The organism is Psychrobacter okhotskensis, from assembly GCF_013248965.1.
GTDB lineage: Bacteria > Pseudomonadota > Gammaproteobacteria > Pseudomonadales > Moraxellaceae > Psychrobacter > Psychrobacter okhotskensis.
Genome location: NZ_JABRVQ010000014.1, coordinates 16,044 through 32,307 on the forward strand (window position 1 = coordinate 16,044; position 16,264 = coordinate 32,307).

At 44.4% G+C, this 16,264-nt stretch carries 13 protein-coding genes; 5 read left to right on the forward strand and 8 right to left on the reverse strand.

The genetic code is table 11. The features are described 5' to 3' along the window. Positions 1–77: 77 nt before the first annotated feature. Positions 78–1,736, forward strand: coding sequence for an ABC1 kinase family protein (locus HQR03_RS08240; RefSeq protein ID WP_173239839.1), 1,659 nt, complete (start codon positions 78–80; stop codon positions 1,734–1,736). A gap of 87 nt (positions 1,737–1,823) precedes the next feature. On the opposite strand, the gene ruvB is transcribed toward HQR03_RS08240, so the two are convergent. The 5 genes from ruvB to HQR03_RS08265 all read right to left on the reverse strand — a co-directional run bounded on the left by ruvB (position 1,824) and on the right by HQR03_RS08265 (position 7,003). Beyond that, a complete protein-coding gene (ruvB, locus tag HQR03_RS08245; RefSeq protein ID WP_025652836.1) occupies positions 1,824–2,804 on the reverse strand; it encodes a Holliday junction branch migration DNA helicase RuvB in 981 nt (326 codons plus the stop codon). Between the two features lie 187 nt (positions 2,805–2,991). After that, positions 2,992–3,612 (reverse strand): Holliday junction branch migration protein RuvA, encoded by a 621-nt coding sequence (gene ruvA / locus HQR03_RS08250; RefSeq protein WP_025652835.1) that lies wholly within the window; start codon positions 3,610–3,612, stop codon positions 2,992–2,994. Between the two features lie 103 nt (positions 3,613–3,715). Continuing rightward, positions 3,716–4,750: a class II fructose-bisphosphate aldolase gene (gene fba / locus HQR03_RS08255; RefSeq protein WP_173239840.1), complete on the reverse strand. Its 1,035-nt coding sequence runs from the start codon at positions 4,748–4,750 to the stop codon at positions 3,716–3,718. Between the two features lie 370 nt (positions 4,751–5,120). Continuing rightward, positions 5,121–5,507: a hypothetical protein gene (locus HQR03_RS08260; protein WP_173239841.1), complete on the reverse strand. Its 387-nt coding sequence runs from the start codon at positions 5,505–5,507 to the stop codon at positions 5,121–5,123. A gap of 293 nt (positions 5,508–5,800) precedes the next feature. Continuing rightward, positions 5,801–7,003 (reverse strand): phosphoglycerate kinase, encoded by a 1,203-nt coding sequence (locus HQR03_RS08265; protein ID WP_025652832.1) that lies wholly within the window; start codon positions 7,001–7,003, stop codon positions 5,801–5,803. A 491-nt stretch (positions 7,004–7,494) separates the two neighbouring features. Between HQR03_RS08265 and HQR03_RS08270 the strand changes: the two genes are divergently transcribed. Continuing rightward, positions 7,495–7,824: a TraR/DksA family transcriptional regulator gene (locus HQR03_RS08270; RefSeq protein ID WP_173239842.1), complete on the forward strand. Its 330-nt coding sequence runs from the start codon at positions 7,495–7,497 to the stop codon at positions 7,822–7,824. A 61-nt stretch (positions 7,825–7,885) separates the two neighbouring features. Here HQR03_RS08270 and HQR03_RS08275 read toward each other — a convergent pair whose 3' ends face one another. Then, on the reverse strand, positions 7,886–8,554 hold the full coding sequence (locus tag HQR03_RS08275; RefSeq protein WP_173239843.1) for a thiamine phosphate synthase: 669 nt from the start codon (positions 8,552–8,554) through the stop codon (positions 7,886–7,888). Positions 8,555–8,645: 91 nt separating this feature from the next. Further along, on the reverse strand, positions 8,646–9,740 hold the full coding sequence (locus HQR03_RS08280) for a serine hydrolase (protein ID WP_173239844.1): 1,095 nt from the start codon (positions 9,738–9,740) through the stop codon (positions 8,646–8,648). 400 nt (positions 9,741–10,140) lie between these two features. Here HQR03_RS08280 and HQR03_RS08285 point away from each other — a divergent pair, with 400 nt between their 5' ends. The 3 genes from HQR03_RS08285 to HQR03_RS08295 are packed head-to-tail and all read left to right on the forward strand — an operon-like array spanning position 10,141 to position 14,328. Next, entirely contained in the window at positions 10,141–10,776 is a 636-nt protein-coding gene (locus HQR03_RS08285; RefSeq protein WP_025652828.1) for a response regulator, read from the forward strand. A 33-nt stretch (positions 10,777–10,809) separates the two neighbouring features. Continuing rightward, positions 10,810–12,612, forward strand: a complete 1,803-nt coding sequence (locus tag HQR03_RS08290; protein ID WP_173239845.1) for a sensor histidine kinase — start codon at positions 10,810–10,812, stop codon at positions 12,610–12,612. Between the two features lie 3 nt (positions 12,613–12,615). Beyond that, entirely contained in the window at positions 12,616–14,328 is a 1,713-nt protein-coding gene (locus tag HQR03_RS08295; protein ID WP_173239846.1) for a sigma-54-dependent transcriptional regulator, read from the forward strand. Positions 14,329–14,515: 187 nt separating this feature from the next. Here the strand turns inward: HQR03_RS08295 and HQR03_RS08300 are convergent, their stop codons facing one another. Then, complete coding sequence (locus HQR03_RS08300) at positions 14,516–16,012, reverse strand: S41 family peptidase (RefSeq protein ID WP_173239847.1); 1,497 nt, start codon at positions 16,010–16,012, stop codon at positions 14,516–14,518. Positions 16,013–16,264: the final 252 nt, after the last annotated feature.

Sequence of the window (16,264 nt, forward strand, 5' to 3'; positions counted from 1 at the left end):
CCTATTATTGACAGCATTATCTATCGACAAACACAGCGCCCACCCTATTTTTGACTTTCTTTAGAGTAATCTTGCCCATGTTATTATCTCACCACGCTCGACTGCTTGAGCTTTGGCGTATCGCTGCCAGCTACCGTATTGATACTCATTTTTCAGTTGAAGAAGCACCGCAGTTGCAACCTTTGGCGCGTTTAATTCGCTTGCATCCGGCAGCGTGGGGTAAAAAACATCAACCCAATGCGATTAAGTATGCGCTTGAAGACATGGGTACGTTATTTTTAAAACTGGGTCAACTGCTTTCGACGCGCCGCGATTTGGTGCCGCCTGAGATTATCGAGCAATTGGTGCAGCTACAAGACAAAGTCAAGCCTTTCGACTCGGACGTTGCTATTGCCCAAATTCAAGACCCAAAAAATGGTTTGGGTCAATCTATCGCCACGCTATTTGCCCGCTTTGATGTTAAGCCGTTAGCAGCAGCTTCTATCGCTCAAGTACATACGGCGGCTCTACATGATGGTCGTGAAGTAGTGGTAAAGGTGGTTCGTCCTGATATTCGTACTACCATTATCTCTGACTTTGAGCTACTGCGTGAGCTTGCCAATTGGGCATCGGCGCGTATCGAAGCGGCGCGTGCCATCCATATCGTTGATATTGTCGAAGACTATCGCCAAGTGATGCTGAATGAATTGGATTTAACGTTAGAGGCGGACAATACCACGCAGATGCGTAATAACTTCTTGGGTTCAGCACTGATGTATGTGCCTGAAGTTTATGATGCGGCCAAAAACGTCATGGTGATGGAGCGTATCCAAGGCGTTCCTATCTCGCAAGTTGAGGTGTTTGATAAGCTTGGTTATGACCGAGCAGCATTGGCAAAGAAAGGCTTAACGATATTTTTTACCCAAGTATTTCGCGATAACTTTTTTCATGCCGATATGCATCCGGGTAATGTCTTTGTAGAAACGCCGCCAGTCAAAACACTCACTGCAGATATGGCAGCGGTAGATTTGGGTCATGAGCCACGCTATATTGGTCTTGATTGCGCCATAATGGGTACGCTATCAAAAGACGATCAGCTTATCGTCGCGCGTATGCTGTTGGCGGTAATGAATAACAACTTTACGGCGATGGTTGATATCGTCAGCCGTGCTGGTTGGATACCGCCCAATACCGATAAGCATGCTTTAATGCGCGATATGAAACGTACTGTCGGCCCGATGCTGCAAAAATCTATTAATGATATCGACTTTGCTGGTGTGTTAATGCAGATTTTAGATATCGCCCGTCGCCACCATATGAGTATTCCGCCGCAATTAATGCTGCTACTTAAAACCTTGGTGCATGTCGAAGGACTTGGTCGTGATTTATATCCTGACCTTGATATCTGGTCGCTCGCCAAGCCCATTTTAAGTAGCTGGATTAAAGAGCAGCTCGATCCGATGCGTAACTTGCAACACTTACGCCAGCAGTTGCCAGAGATTTTATTATCAACGACTGATATTCCTAAGCTACTAGATCAAGGTCTACAAAGCCTTGCCTCACAAGGGTCGCGCCAAGACAGTCAGCTGCGAGAAATACAGCAGATACGCGCTGACATGCTTAATGATCGTCGCCGTGATTGGCTAGCGCTGTCAGGTTTTGCCGTGTTTATTGCCATCGCTACACAAGTCGGTTGGTTTGCGCCTATCTTTTATTTATTGGCTATGATTGTCGTTATTTGGCGGGTTCTAGCTTAAGCATATTTTTGAGCTTTATATCCTTCATAAAAAATGCGCCTACTTTTAATGATTTAAATTAAAAGTAGGCGCATTTTGTTTTCATTATTAAAGCATTTGATCAATCGCCATCTGCGTTAATACCCGACCACGCGCCGTACGTAATACATAACCTTGCTGAATGAGGTATGGCTCAATCACATCCTCAAGCGTACCGCGATCCTCAGCCATAGCCGCTGCGACTGCTTCAACGCCAGCTGGACCACCATCAAAACGCTCGTGTAATATCTCAATATAACGTCTGTCCAGATGGTCAAGACCACGTCTATCAACGGCCAGCATATCGAGTGCACTACCCGCAATCGCACCATTGATACTACCGTCGCCTCTCACTTCAGCATAATCACGCACACGGCGCAGTAAACGATTGGCAATCCTTGGCGTCCCACGTGCACGGCGCGCGATCTCTACCGCCCCGTCTTCACTCATCGGTACACGCATCAAGCGGGCGGCACGACTCACAATCGTCGTCAAGTCAGCTATATTGTAAAACTCTAAGCGCTGCACAATCCCAAAACGATCACGCAATGGCGACGTCAGCAGACCTGCTCGGGTGGTTGCCGCAACTAGAGTAAAGGGCGGCAAATCAAGCTTGATAGAACGCGCCGCCGGCCCTTCGCCAATCATAATATCTAGCTGAAAATCTTCCATCGCTGGATACAGTATCTCTTCAATGACCGAACTCAAACGATGGATTTCATCGATAAATAGGACATCACCTTCTTCTAAATTGGTCAGCATCGCTGCCAAATCACCTGGACGCTCAAGCACTGGCCCTGAGGTAGAACGCAGATTACCACCCATCTCACGAGCAATAATATTGGCAAGCGTGGTTTTACCCAAACCTGGTGGACCAAAAATCAGTGTATGATCCAATGGCTCACCACGACCACGTGCCGCACCAATAAAAACTTCCATCTGCTCACGCACCACCGGCTGACCAATGTATTCAGCCAATAATGCCGGTCGAATATTGGAGTCAGGCGCATCACCTGCCCCCTCGAATGGATTAATCAAACGATCTTGCATCATATGTTTTATCATTATATTAAAAAATTAGGTATAAATAGCATAACCAAACGCTACGCATAAGTCATGCAAAACATCATAAAGCAGAGAGTCAATAAAACACAGTCTAAAACAAAAATAAGCGACAATGAATGTCGCTTATCTGTTTAATATTAAGAGATGTTGTTGCTACTCGTAAGTCGAATGATTAAAAGCCAGAGAGCTGTTGCAACGTGGCTTTTAGCAAACCTTGGGTATCGGCAAAGGTATCGCCATTACTTTTAGCAGCTTTAATCGCTTGCTGAGCTTCTCTTTCTTTATAGCCAAGACTGATCAAAGCGCCTTCAACCTCAGCGATGATGTTGCCCTCGTGAGACACCTCAGCAGGTTGCATAGCAAACTCTAAATGACCGCTATCGACTTCAATATTTTTCAGCTTATCTTTTAGCTCAATCAATAGGCGCTGTGCTGTCTTTTTACCAATACCCGGGATACGGGTTAATGCCGTCTCTGACTCTTGCTCGACGTGCATTTTTAGCTCAGCAGCTGACATTGCCGATAGCATGGCTAATGCCATTTTTGCGCCAACGCCATTTATTTTAATCAATTGACGAAAGACATCGCGCTCTTTACGATCGATAAAACCATAAAGCAGCTGCGCATCTTCACGCACATGAAAATGCGTCCAAATGCTCGCCTGCTCGTTGAGACGCAACTGGCAAAATGACGGTAGCGGTAGCTCAATATCATAGCCGACACCAGAGGTGGTCATGACACAGGCAGTCGGTGCCATCAAATACTGCACTTGTCCGCTAATCAATCCAATCATAACCCACTATCTCTTATAAGAATTATCATAAAATTCAGCCAGCTGCAGAACGAAATATCTCAATAATCATTTATTCGATAAGTACTTTTTAACGTCAAATCTACTAATAAAAATCGACCATACCTTCAAGACTAATAGGGCGAATCTTATGTGCTTGACCAGCAGAACCAAAAGCTTCAAAACGATTGGTACAGATATCTGACATCGCAACCATAGACGCTTTAAAGTATTTACGGGGATCAAACTCGCTTGGGTTTTCTACTAAGAATTTACGGATTGCACCTGTTGATGCCAAACGTAAATCGGTATCGATATTGACTTTACGGACACCATGCTTAATCGCTTCAACGATTTGCTCAACCGGTACACCATAAGTCTCACCAATATCACCGCCATTTTCATTGATGACTTTAAGCCACTCTTGCGGCACTGACGACGAACCATGCATGACCAAATGGGTGTTAGGGATACGGGCATGAATCTCTTTTACGCGCTCAATGGATAAGATATCGCCCGTCGGTGGACGCGTGAATTTATACGCACCGTGACTGGTACCAATGGCAATGGCTAGCGCATCAACGTTGGTGTCTTTAACGAACTGCTCAGCTTCATCAGCACTGGTCAATAGCTGCTCGTGATCTAATATACCTTCTGCTCCAGAGCCGTCTTCTTCGCCTGCCATACCGGTCTCAAGGCTACCTAAGCAACCAATTTCGCCTTCTACCGACACGCCACATGCGTGTGCCATCTTGACGACTTCGCGAGTCACGCTGGCATTATAATCATAGTCCATTGGCGTTTTGCCATCTTCACCGAGCGAGCCGTCCATCATCACTGATGAGAAGCCAAGCTGAATTGAGCGCTGGCAAATAGCAGGTGACATACCATGATCCTGATGCATCACTACTGGGATATGTGGCCACTCTTCGATAGCTGCGATAATCAAATGACGTAAAAACGCCGACCCTGCATAACTACGTGCTCCAGCACTGGCTTGGACGATGACAGGTGAGTCACAGGCGTCGGCCGCCATCATAATTGCACGCATCTGCTCTAAGTTGTTGACGTTAAAAGCAGGAACACCATAGCTATGCTCAGCAGCATGATCCAAAAGTTGACGTAAAGATATTAAGGACATAAAACGCTCTCTGATTAGATTTTAAAATAAATACTTGTAACTATGTGGTGATTACAAGTGTTCTATCCTCGCTGCAAGGTCGTTAAATCGACAAGCAGCACTATAGAACGGGTGGGAAAAAATGCAGGATTTTGATTAGCAATTAGCACGCGCCGATTATAGCAAATTTTGATCGTGCTTCGTAGCGGTTGCACGACTATTTATTGAGATGACAGGTTTGGGTTCACGAATTATTCACGGTATTGGATGTTTAAATTTATTAATCGATACAACGCAAAAAGCCTTGGCGATTACCAAAGCTTTCTAAATATTTTGAGGGCTTATATAGCAACTGGTATTTATAACCGATGCTTAAAATCAAAACTACTAATTAGTACTGTTGTTCTGCTTCTACGGCATTTTCACTAGCTTTATCTTCAACAGCAGCTGCACCATCAGCAACCGCGCCAGCAGTAGCAGATACGGCTTCATTTGCGCCTACCACAACCGCTTCACCAGTATTTGCTAGTGCATCAGTAGCAGCGGCACCAGCATTATCAGCGCCTTCGGCGACTTCAGCACCAGCATTTTGTGCAGCAGCTTCAGCTTCAGCAGCAGCGGCTTCTGTTTCAGCAGCGGCAGCGTCAGTGTTAGCAGCAGCGTCATCACCCGCTGACTCAGCAGCAGCTTCAGTTTTCTCTTGCGTTTCTTGGCTACATGCAGTGATTGCAAAAGTACCAGCAAGTACGCTAGCAAGTAATAAATGGCGTTTTAACATAATAAACCTCTCGTAAATAAAGCATGTCAAATACATGATTTGCGCTATTTTATAGAGTGCAAATTAGACATGCAATAATAATTTTCAGTATAGAAACAAATAATTACTACTTAATAATAATCCGTGCCTGTTCGTACTTAGTGCTTTCATACTAGCAAGTTAAACAAGAATGATAAGACAAATACCACAGTCACCCTATTATTTTTATAGCCTAACTTTTTATAGAGTAACTTAGATGCTCATCATAGGTTGTACATCTAATGTTACTCAATTGCTGAAGTATCGTTAAGCAGTTATGCTCTAATTTGTAATGCAGCAACGGCAGGTAATACCTTGCCTTCTACGAACTCTAAGAAGGCACCACCACCCGTTGACATATAGCTCACGCCATCGGCTACTTGATATTTATCGATAGCAGCTAAAGTATCACCGCCGCCAGCGATTGAAAAACCTTGACTATTTTTGACTGCATCTGCCACTATTTGCGTCCCATGACCGAAAGCATCCACCTCAAAAACCCCCACTGGACCATTCCACAAAATGGTCTTTGCATTAGTAATAGCCTCAGCCAATTGCTTGGCGCTTTCTGGAGCGATATCTAATATCATATCATTGTCGCCAATCGCATCAACTGACTTGATGGTAGCAGTGGCTTGTTGTAATGAGCCAGTAAAGTCAGCAAAATCGATCTCATTTTTATCAGCGACAACAACATACTCAGGCAATAAAATCTCAGTTTTAGTCATAATGTCACGAGCGGTATCGAGCAAATCTGCTTCATATAAAGACGCACCAACACTATGACCTTGTGCTGCTAAGAAAGTATTGGCAATACCGCCACCAACGATAATTTGGGCGCACACTTCTGCCAAGCTGTGTAGTACTTCTAGCTTGGTAGATACTTTTGAGCCACCAACAATGGCTAGCATCGGTTGCGCTGGCGTTTCAAGCGCTAAGCTCAAGGCATCAAGCTCAGCGGCCAATAATGGTCCTGCACAGACTGTCTTGTCGGCTTGATGCATCGCTTGGGTCACACCCTCCGTTGACGCTTGTGCACGGTGAGCAGTACCAAAAGCATCCATCACAAACACATCGCACAAATCTGCATAAGTGTGCGCCAAATCGGCATCGTTTTTCTTCTCGCCTTTATTAAAGCGCACGTTTTCTAGTAGTACCACTTCACCTGCTTTGATTGAAACACCCTGAGTCAGATAGTCTGTGTTTAAACTAACGGGCGCGGCCAATTTGTCGCTTAAATAGTCAGCAACAGGTGCTAGAGAGTAGATCGATTCAAAACTTCCTTCGGTTGGCCGACCGAGATGTGAGCAGACAATCACCGCCGCGCCTTTTTCTAACGCCATTTTAATCGTAGGTAAACTTGCTTGCAAGCGAGCTGCACTCGTAACCTTGCCGTCTTTAATAGGCACATTGAGATCCTCTCGAATCAATACAACCTTCTCTTTTAAATCAAGCTCACTCATACGCAAAAAATTCATTACCTGCTCCTATGCATCAGTCTGTCTGTTAATCAATCGTTTTATGGCTTTATTCAATGGTTTTTCATTCAATGATTTTTCGAAAAGGGGTATGACCAGCCATTTCTTATAATCGTATCTCTTCTATCGGCTGGCTTTGCTCATGTTAGTTTATAAAATAGGTCTGACAATCTTCAAAAGCGGTGTATTCTACCAGTTTTCTAACGATTGCTCACAAGGAACTGCTATAAATTTTGGCGACTGTAGCGACATAAAAACTGTGACGACATCAAGATTGGGATAGTGCTTACCTTAACGGGGCACTGCGGCAGCCATATCGTGCGCTTGCTACCTGAAGTTCGTTTTAAGTACTTTAAAAGTCAGTAACATTTCGTGGTGGTACTCAATAGTCAGGCTGTTTATGATAGAAAGACGCTTTATAATAAAGTGCCTATTTATAACAATTTTATAATAATTGCGCTCGACAATAACAATAACCTCAGGAGAATAAAATGACTATTGATGTCAATAATGCCAAGCAAAACTTGTTAAAGCTTAAAAAAGAATATGAAACAAGGATTGATAAAATAGAAGATCATATCCAAAACCCACAAGATGACCTTAACGAGCATTGGGAAGATCAAGCCATCTCCTATCGTCAGAACGATATGCGCCAAAGTCTGAGAGATGAAGCGCGCCAAAATTTAGTCTATGTCGAAAATGCCTTGAGCCGTATCGAAAATGGCACTTATGGCGAGTGTGAGGTATGCGGCAAGCAAATTGAAGAGCAACGTTTACAAGCATTACCTTATGCCACCTTATGTATGGATCATGCTAAATAACGTATTTTTTGATAAATCTCGCTAGAGCATCTCATCGTTTATTCGAGCATTATATCTATTATTAAGCAGGTGTACTCCACTCGTTGAGCGCCTGCTGCCACTGTTGACAACGTTTAGCTATTTTATGTTCTGGCAAATCCATAATATCCCCTACTACTGCCACATAAGCAATCGGCAAACCTGCCAGCTCAACGATATTTTCTGCAGTCAAGCCGCCTATGACGCATAGTGCAATACCCTGCTGACATCCATCGACCAGCTGCTGACGCGAAATAACGGCTGCCTTAGGTTTGGTCGTAGAGGCAAATACTGCACCCATTGCAGCATAACTGGCGCCAGCAGCGTGCGCTCCTTTTACCAGCTCTACATTGCCATGACAGGTGCGACCAATAATTTGATCTGCTAATAGATCTTGCTTGGCATCTTTAATTTCACCATCTTCTTGCCCTAAGTGAACCCCAACGCCAAGCTTGGCAGCCAGCTTGATATCATCATTGATGACGACTGGCACATTGTATGCTTTAGCCAACTCAGCTATCTGTCTAGCCTCTTCGTATAAATGTGCGTCACCATCAGGCAATGACAGGACTTGCTTACGACGAATTTGTAACAGCCCGATAAACCCTGTCGCTAGTGCTGCTTCTAACTTGCGATACAGCAGCGCAAACTCATCATCATTGGTCAATAAGTATAGCTTTGGTGCTGGTGTGATAATCGATGCTTGAGTCATATAATTTTCCTAGGACACGTCCTAAATTTAACACAATAAAAAGGCCGTTACATTACATAACAGCCTCTTTATACCCACTAAACCAATCCGCTTACACTGTACGGCGAGTCACCAAACTGTTTAGGATATTTTTGGCATCACCCCAACGCGTCGCTGAGCTGTTTGCGCCCAAAATGACAATAATAGCAGGACGGTTATTCACACGGGTTTCCATTACCACACAACGACCTGCCTCATTAATAAAGCCGGTTTTTGAGATACCAATTGGATAATCGCCTGAACGGACTAGAGAGCTGGTATTGTTGGCTTTATAAGTACGGTTACCATTTGAGTAATTGGCCACGTAAAAGTCATAACTCTTAGTCGTAGAGAAGCGACGGATTACATCATAGTTACCAGCAGCACGTACCATTTTTACCAAGTCATTTGACGAAGCCACATTACGTTTATCGAGACCCGTTGGATCACCAAAATAAGCCGTCGTCATGCCAAGCTCTTGCGCTTTACGGTTCATCGCTCGTATAAAGGCATCATAGCCGCCTGGATAGTTACGCGAGAGACTTTTGGCAGCAGGGTTTTCTGATTTCATCAATGCCATTAATAGCATTTCAGCACGATTCAAACGATCGCCAGATTTAAGGTTTGAGCTGGCGCGTTTTGGACCGACGAAATCTTCAGGATCTAGGGTAATCTCTTCACGCATATCAAGACCAGCATCTAACACCACCATCGCCGTCATTAGCTTGGTGATACTCGCCATAGGGCGGGCGACGTCGGCATTTTTTTCGTAAATAGATTCACCAGTTTCGGCATCGATCACCGCCACACTGCGCGAGTCAGTGCTAATCGGAATCATACTGCTGCTGCCAAAGCTACCGCGATAAGTGGTGTTATAGCTATTGGCGTTATTATAGCTGTTGTTGCTGCTACCGAAACTACTGGTCTTACTGTTCGTAATATTGGTCGTGCCATAGCCATTATCGACTTTTTTAATGGTCGAATCATTAGACTTATACATGATATTACGTGCTTCAGACAAGCTATCAGCACCGCCCCAACTCATACGAGCACTAGAGCCAGTATCAGCGCTACCATTAATCGTAAGTGCAGCTTGCGCAATACTGCCCAGACTCAATGAAATCATAGCAACAACTAGCTGCTGTTTGGTTAATGGTAAGAGCTTCATTCTTCCCCCTGCTGTCGCGCTGCTATTCAATAGATAGTCAGTTACAGACTAACTAATAGCAACAACGTACGTAGCGTTTGTGGTTATGTTTGTAGGTACTCACATAGAGTTTTTGTATTTTTAGTGTATCATGGTTTGCATTTAAGTTTAATCTACTAAATCAATTAGATGAGTATTTTTTAACTTACTTGAAATTTTGCTACATTCAAATTAGATTCTAGCAATATTAATTAACACTAGAGCAATATATGATGATAGTAGAGGATAGAAATAATTGCTCTGCCAATCCTATTATAAAATAATAAAAATCTCGATTGTTCTTACAGATATACAGATTGCTTCAGATGGTTTAACGTTCACCATGCAACCTTCATTTTGATAGACAGCAAAGAGTACAACTATGATACGAGTATTAGTAGTAGATGATCATGATTTAGTGCGGATGGGTATTAGCCGTATGCTAGCAGACAGTGCTGATATCGAGGTCGTTGGTGAAGCTGACAGCGGTGATATGGCGATTAAACTGGCCAAACAGCTGCACCCCGATGTAATTTTGCTCGACGTTAATATGCCCAATATCGGCGGGCTTGAAGCAACTAAGCGCTTAATTCAGCTGGATTTGGGCATCAAGATTTTGGCCGTTAGTAGTATGTCGGCGCAACCATATCCATCTATGTTGATTAAAGCGGGCGTCAATGGTTACATCACTAAAGGCACACCGCTTGATGAGATGATACGCGCGGTCAAAAAAATATATCAAGGCGGGCGTTATTTTAGCCAAGATGTCGCCGAACAGTTGGCTGACGTTCTATTATCAGATAATGCCAACTCACCTTTTGACTTGTTGAGTGACCGCGAAAAACAAGTGGCGATGATGGTGGTTAATTGCCAAAGTCCTCAGCAAATTGCCGACCAGTTGTTTGTGAGTGTCAAAACCATCAATACCTATCGCTATCGCATTTATGAAAAAGTCGGCGTTGATAGTGATGTGAAGTTGACCCATCTCGCTATTCGTCATGGTCTCATTCAACCGTAGACCCCTTAATACTCTTTTTATTACGGCCAATTTATGAAATTTGCGCTCAGAGCCGTTTCTGTCATTACCCATTATCTTCAGCAAGATGAAACGCTGCCACTGCCGCAGTTACGTCGATTGGGACTGATCTATAGCAGTTATCGATTTATCGTTAGCCTGTTTTTTATGCTGATGGTGTATGTGACGGTCAAAGCTGATAATGGCTTATTACTGCCAAGTCTATTGCAGCAAACGGCGCTGAGTTTTTATGTCATTATTAGTCTGATTTTGCTTGGCTTATTTTATGTAGTCACCAAGCATTTACGGCGTCAGCTGGGTTTTGGACTGGTATTAGACGTCATTATTTTGAGCCTTTTGCTGTATACCAATGGCGCTCCTGATTTACAGCTCACCATGCTTTATATGGTCGTTGTTGCCGCCAGCTTCATGCTACTGCATGGCTCGCAAGCGCTCATCATTACCTTACTCGCCATTATTTTTGTTATTTACCAGCAGTTTTTTTATGCCATTGCCAATAGCATGAGCTTGGAAAATTTGGGCGATGCCTTGCTGATGTCAGCAAGCTTTTTGGCAGTAGGAATTTTGAGCTGGTCTATTTCCCAGCGCTTGGTACAAGTCGAACAAGTCGCCGCGCATCATGCCAAAGAGGTCGAACGACTGAATGTAATCAATCAAGAAGTCATCACCCAAATGGTCAATGGGGTCATAGTGATTGATAGACAGCAGATTGTATTGGCAAACCTAGCCGCCCATCAGCTACTCAGTATCCCCAATCCTCCGCTGGCGTCTCTGATTGATACGCCCAGTCATTTAAGTTATGAGCAAAACAACCTCGAAGCCGCCCTTCTTGCTGACTTTCAGCAGCAGCTCAGAGAACAGCATCTGCAACTTCTTGATGCTTGTTTATCGGTAGCTGAAGGGCAATCACGTAGCTTTGTTTATGAATTGCCTGCTGTCGCAAATGCCTCCGTCGTCGGTAAGCTGCGCGTACAGATTATCCCGCTAAAAGATAACAGCAAGCTTATCCTGCTAGAAGACTTGCGCCGTGAGCAAGCCAGCGCTCAACAGTTAAAGCTTGCCTCGCTTGGGCAACTGACTGCCAGTATCGCCCATGAAATCAGAAACCCGCTCGCCGCTATTTCACAGGCCAGTCAGCTACTGATGGAAGATGTCGAAGAAGGTGAGAAGAAGGCCGCCGATCATAATAACAATACTATCAGCTCTACTCTTGAGCCCTCAGTAGCGCCGACAGCTGCTACCGACAGCGATATGACAGGCAATCACGAGCTTTATAAAATGATCTTTGCGCAAACCAAACGCGTCAACCGTATTATTGAAGACATCTTAAAACTGTCGCGCCAACAGACCGCTAATCAGCAATCGATTATACTGGCTGAGTGGTTGCCGGTGTTTTTGGACAATTATTTTCGAGATCATGACGTGTTTTTGCGTGTCCATAGTCAACCCACTATCTCATTCGATACGCACCAGTTAGAACAAGTATTAATCAATTTAATCAACAACGGTCTACGTCACAGTAGCTACGCTCACCCTCATGCTTTTGTGGAAATCGAAATTTATTGTGCCGATAACGATGTTATAATCGATATTTTAGATGGTGGTATGGGCGTTAATGCCAGTGATTTACAGCATTTATTCAATCCGTTTTTCACTACTGACAAAGCCGGAACAGGTTTGGGATTGTATTTATCGCAGGCGTTCTGTGAAGCCAATCAGGCTCGTTTACTCTATATTCCTGAACTCCAAAAAACCTGCTTTCGCTTGATTGCCCCTGCTATCGATGTCGATAATGATGCCGATAATAAAATGAGATGAAGTATGACAGTAACCGCGCTAGTCGTTGATGATGAAGTGGATTTGTGCCGCTTGATGCAAATCACCTTAACCAAGATGGGGATCAAAAGCGATGTGGCTTATACCTTATCGCAGGCACGCGCCTACTGGCAGCAAAACAACTATGACTTTTGTTTGACCGATCTCAAATTACCGGATGGCTCAGGACTAGAGTTGGTCAAGGACATCAGCAATAACTCTAGTACACCAATAGCCGTGATTACTGCCCATGGTAGTATGGATTTGGCTATAGAAGCGTTGAAGTTAGGGGCTTTTGATTTCGTCAATAAACCGCTTGAGCTGCCACGCTTACGCCAGTTGGTCGAAAATGCGCTCAAGGTCATTCACCAAAATAACGAAGCAGAAACCACACCTGAATGCTCACCCGAGCAGCAAATGTTGGATAGCCGTTTGATCGGTGACTCTGCTGTCATGCACCCACTCAAAAACACTATTTTAAAATTGGCACGCTCACAAGCGCCAGTATTTTTATCGGGAGCTTCGGGCACAGGCAAAGAAGTGGTTGCCAAACTGATCCATGATTTAAGCCCACGTCGAGATGGCAGTTTTGTACCCGTAAACTGCGGTGCGATTCCTTCAGAGCTCATGGAGTCAGAGTTTTTTGGTCATAAAAAAGGCAGCTTTACCGGAGCCGTTGCTGATAAGCAAGGCCTGTTCCAACAAGCAAATGGTGGCACGTTATTTTTAGATGAAGTGGCAGATTTGCCCTTAGCAATGCAAGTCAAACTACTACGCGCCATCCAAGAAAAAACCGTGCGCGCCATCGGTGATACTAAAGAAGTACCCGTCGATATCCGTATCTTATCTGCGACCCATAAAGACTTGAACCAACTGGTACAAGATGGACTGTTTCGGCAAGACTTGTACTACCGTATCAATGTGATTGAACTAAAGCTGCCCACGCTTAATGCGCGCCGTGATGATATTCCCCTCTTAGCCAAGCATTTTTTGGCAATGATCGCAGAAGAATGGCAATTAGACACCCCGCCCTCATTGACAGCGGCCGCTTGCGAGCGCTTGCAGCACCATGATTTCGCTGGTAATGTCCGTGAGCTACGCAATTTACTTGAGCGCGCTGTGACATTGGCAGAAACCTGCACCATTGACGTCAGCCATTTGGGTCTAGCGGAACTTGATACTCATCAAGAGATTCATACTCAGCAAAGTCAAAATACCAATGCAGTCGATAATACAACGCCAACATCTAACCATAAATCAGCTGACCAGCCAACAATGACATCTGTCAGCAGTAAAGAAAAAGTCAGCCAAGCTTCAACAGCGCATAGTGCTGAGCAAACAAAGACCAATCTACATCCTTATCGCACCATTACTCAGCATTATCCCTCAACCATTCAGCGTTCGAGGGCTAATAACGCAGAACCTAATCGTAGTGTCGCCAATTCTACAGAGCAGCAATTAACGAGCAATCACGCGGCGCTTGATGAACAAGACAGTTTGCAAAATGGCTTAAAGGAAATTAAAGACGGTTTTGAAGGTCAGTTACCTGCCAAAGGGCTAGAGCATTACCTGCAAGAACAAGAGAAAAATCTGATTATTACTGCTCTTAAGCAGACAGGCTGGAACAAGACGCAAGCCGCAGAACTGTTAGGAACGACGTTTCGCTCTTTACGCTATCGTATGAAAAAGCTCGATATTGATGAAGATCAGTCCGATTAGCTTTTGCAGATAATAAGCAGCTTTGAGCGTAACGATATGATGGTCAACAAGTAATATCAAACGTCAAAAATACGATTGGCCGTGTCAAAATCGCTTAGCCTGCAATGCATAGTACTTGCACCCTTTCCCTTTGCTGCTGTAATTTTTTTGAGTGGTATCAATTATATTTAGAGCTATCGTTAGCTACTTATTTTTTATTTGTCCGATCTTCGAGCGTATTATCCTCTACAGCTGAATTTCTCACAAAGCGAATACCTGACGCCAGTGCTTGTGCCCTGAGTAAATCAAGAGCCTGCTGCTCCCAAGTATTCTCATTGCCTAATAAAGCGACATCAGGCTCGACTCCGATACCATCTATCTTATTACCAGCCGCCGTCACATAATTGGCCACGGTTAGCTTAACAGCCTGCTCGTCATTCAAAGGTATCACCGACTGTACCGAACCTTTGCCATAGCTCACCTCACCAACAATAGTGGCGCGTTTTTGTGCTTGTAAGCTGCTTGCTAATACTTCTGCAGCGGAGGCAGAATAGCGGTTTTGTAACACCACTACGGGCAATGGCTTGAGTATCGCAGCGCCTTGTGTCGATAAAACCCGAGAATCATCTTGGCGACCTCTCACTTGTACCACATCGGTGTCCGCCATAAATAAGCTGGCCACACTCACCGCAGAGGTTAGAACACCACCCGGATTATCACGCATGTCTAATAAAATGCCAGAGACCGGAGACTCTAGGCTAATGAGACCTTGCAGCAACTTTTCACGACTGTTGTTCTGAAAAGCAGGCAGTTTAATCACCGCCAGACCGTCTACAAGACGTGTCTCAATCACTTGCGGATGATTATTGTTACGCTGTAACGTCGTAGTATGCTTACGGCGACCCGCTTTAGACGTGACAATATCCACTTGTGTGCCTGCAATGCCGGTCAAAATCTGCTCGACATCATTGCTTTGTCTGTCGTCATCCAGCTTAAACTCATCAACCTGATGCAAGTAATCACCGACTGCTATGCCTTTTTTATCTGCGGGTGAGTCATTAAGCACCTCGGTGACCACCCAATAGCCAGCCTTTGGTCGATACATCACTTTGATGCCGACGTCGCCGACATCCCCTTCGGTAAAAGCGCGCAGGTTTTCGTAGGCCTCAGCATCCAAAAATTCAGCGTGGCTGTCTAGTTTGGTCAACATACCACTCATCGCATTGTTAAATAACTCTTCGTCATTGACGGTATCCACATATTCACGGCGTACCAAATCTACGACCGCCACAAACGTCTTTAAAGTCTCAGGAGAGATGGCATTCAGTGACACTTGTTCCACTTCAGCGGGGATATCCGTGTTGATATCGTCTGCTTCATCAGTCAAAGCGCTTTCATCTGCAACGCTATCTATTGCATCATCAGACGCGTCAGCAGCATCTAACATATCGGCAATATCAGACAAATCATCTGCATCATTTTCTACCGATAACTCATCAGCATTGAGACTGATAAGCTGCAGACTGGCCGTCGGGCTGCTCTCGTCATCTATAGCAGCCTGTGCTTGCATGCCAGCGATATTCAACCCTATGAAACTGGCTATGAGTACGGGTTTCAAGACGGTCGACGTTATCAATGCGGTCATCATTGATGATTTTTTTAGTCGTTCAGACGCTGATGAGCGCTTAAGGCAGATAGAATGCATAAAAAACTCACCTAAATAAAAAGAAAATATGCAACGTTATTATATGGCAATTGATGAATAATATCTTGTAATGTAGCATTAAGAAGGCAGCGAAGATTAGAGCAAATAGATTAAAAATCTATCCTAAAAAAGGGAAGGATCGTAGATACCCTTCCCCTTTCCTTCCTTGCTCTTTATCCTTTTTCTTCATGCACTAACCGCTTCATCTGCCCTGATAACATCATAGTAGTTAACAGACGAAAAGCTCAGAAG

Coding starts and splice junctions, on each gene's coding strand:
- HQR03_RS08275 (WP_173239843.1), bottom strand. CDS start 8,554: ATGACTCAAGCATCGATTATCACACCAGCACCAAAGCTATACTTATTG.
- HQR03_RS08270 (WP_173239842.1), top strand. CDS start 7,495: ATGACTATTGATGTCAATAATGCCAAGCAAAACTTGTTAAAGCTTAAA.
- ruvB (WP_025652836.1), bottom strand. CDS start 2,804: ATGCAAGATCGTTTGATTAATCCATTCGAGGGGGCAGGTGATGCGCCT.
- HQR03_RS08300 (WP_173239847.1), bottom strand. CDS start 16,012: ATGCATTCTATCTGCCTTAAGCGCTCATCAGCGTCTGAACGACTAAAA.
- HQR03_RS08290 (WP_173239845.1), top strand. CDS start 10,810: ATGAAATTTGCGCTCAGAGCCGTTTCTGTCATTACCCATTATCTTCAG.
- ruvA (WP_025652835.1), bottom strand. CDS start 3,612: ATGATTGGATTGATTAGCGGACAAGTGCAGTATTTGATGGCACCGACT.
- HQR03_RS08285 (WP_025652828.1), top strand. CDS start 10,141: ATGATACGAGTATTAGTAGTAGATGATCATGATTTAGTGCGGATGGGT.
- HQR03_RS08260 (WP_173239841.1), bottom strand. CDS start 5,507: ATGTTAAAACGCCATTTATTACTTGCTAGCGTACTTGCTGGTACTTTT.
- fba (WP_173239840.1), bottom strand. CDS start 4,750: ATGTCCTTAATATCTTTACGTCAACTTTTGGATCATGCTGCTGAGCAT.
- HQR03_RS08280 (WP_173239844.1), bottom strand. CDS start 9,740: ATGAAGCTCTTACCATTAACCAAACAGCAGCTAGTTGTTGCTATGATT.
- HQR03_RS08240 (WP_173239839.1), top strand. CDS start 78: ATGTTATTATCTCACCACGCTCGACTGCTTGAGCTTTGGCGTATCGCT.
- HQR03_RS08295 (WP_173239846.1), top strand. CDS start 12,616: ATGACAGTAACCGCGCTAGTCGTTGATGATGAAGTGGATTTGTGCCGC.
- HQR03_RS08265 (WP_025652832.1), bottom strand. CDS start 7,003: ATGAATTTTTTGCGTATGAGTGAGCTTGATTTAAAAGAGAAGGTTGTA.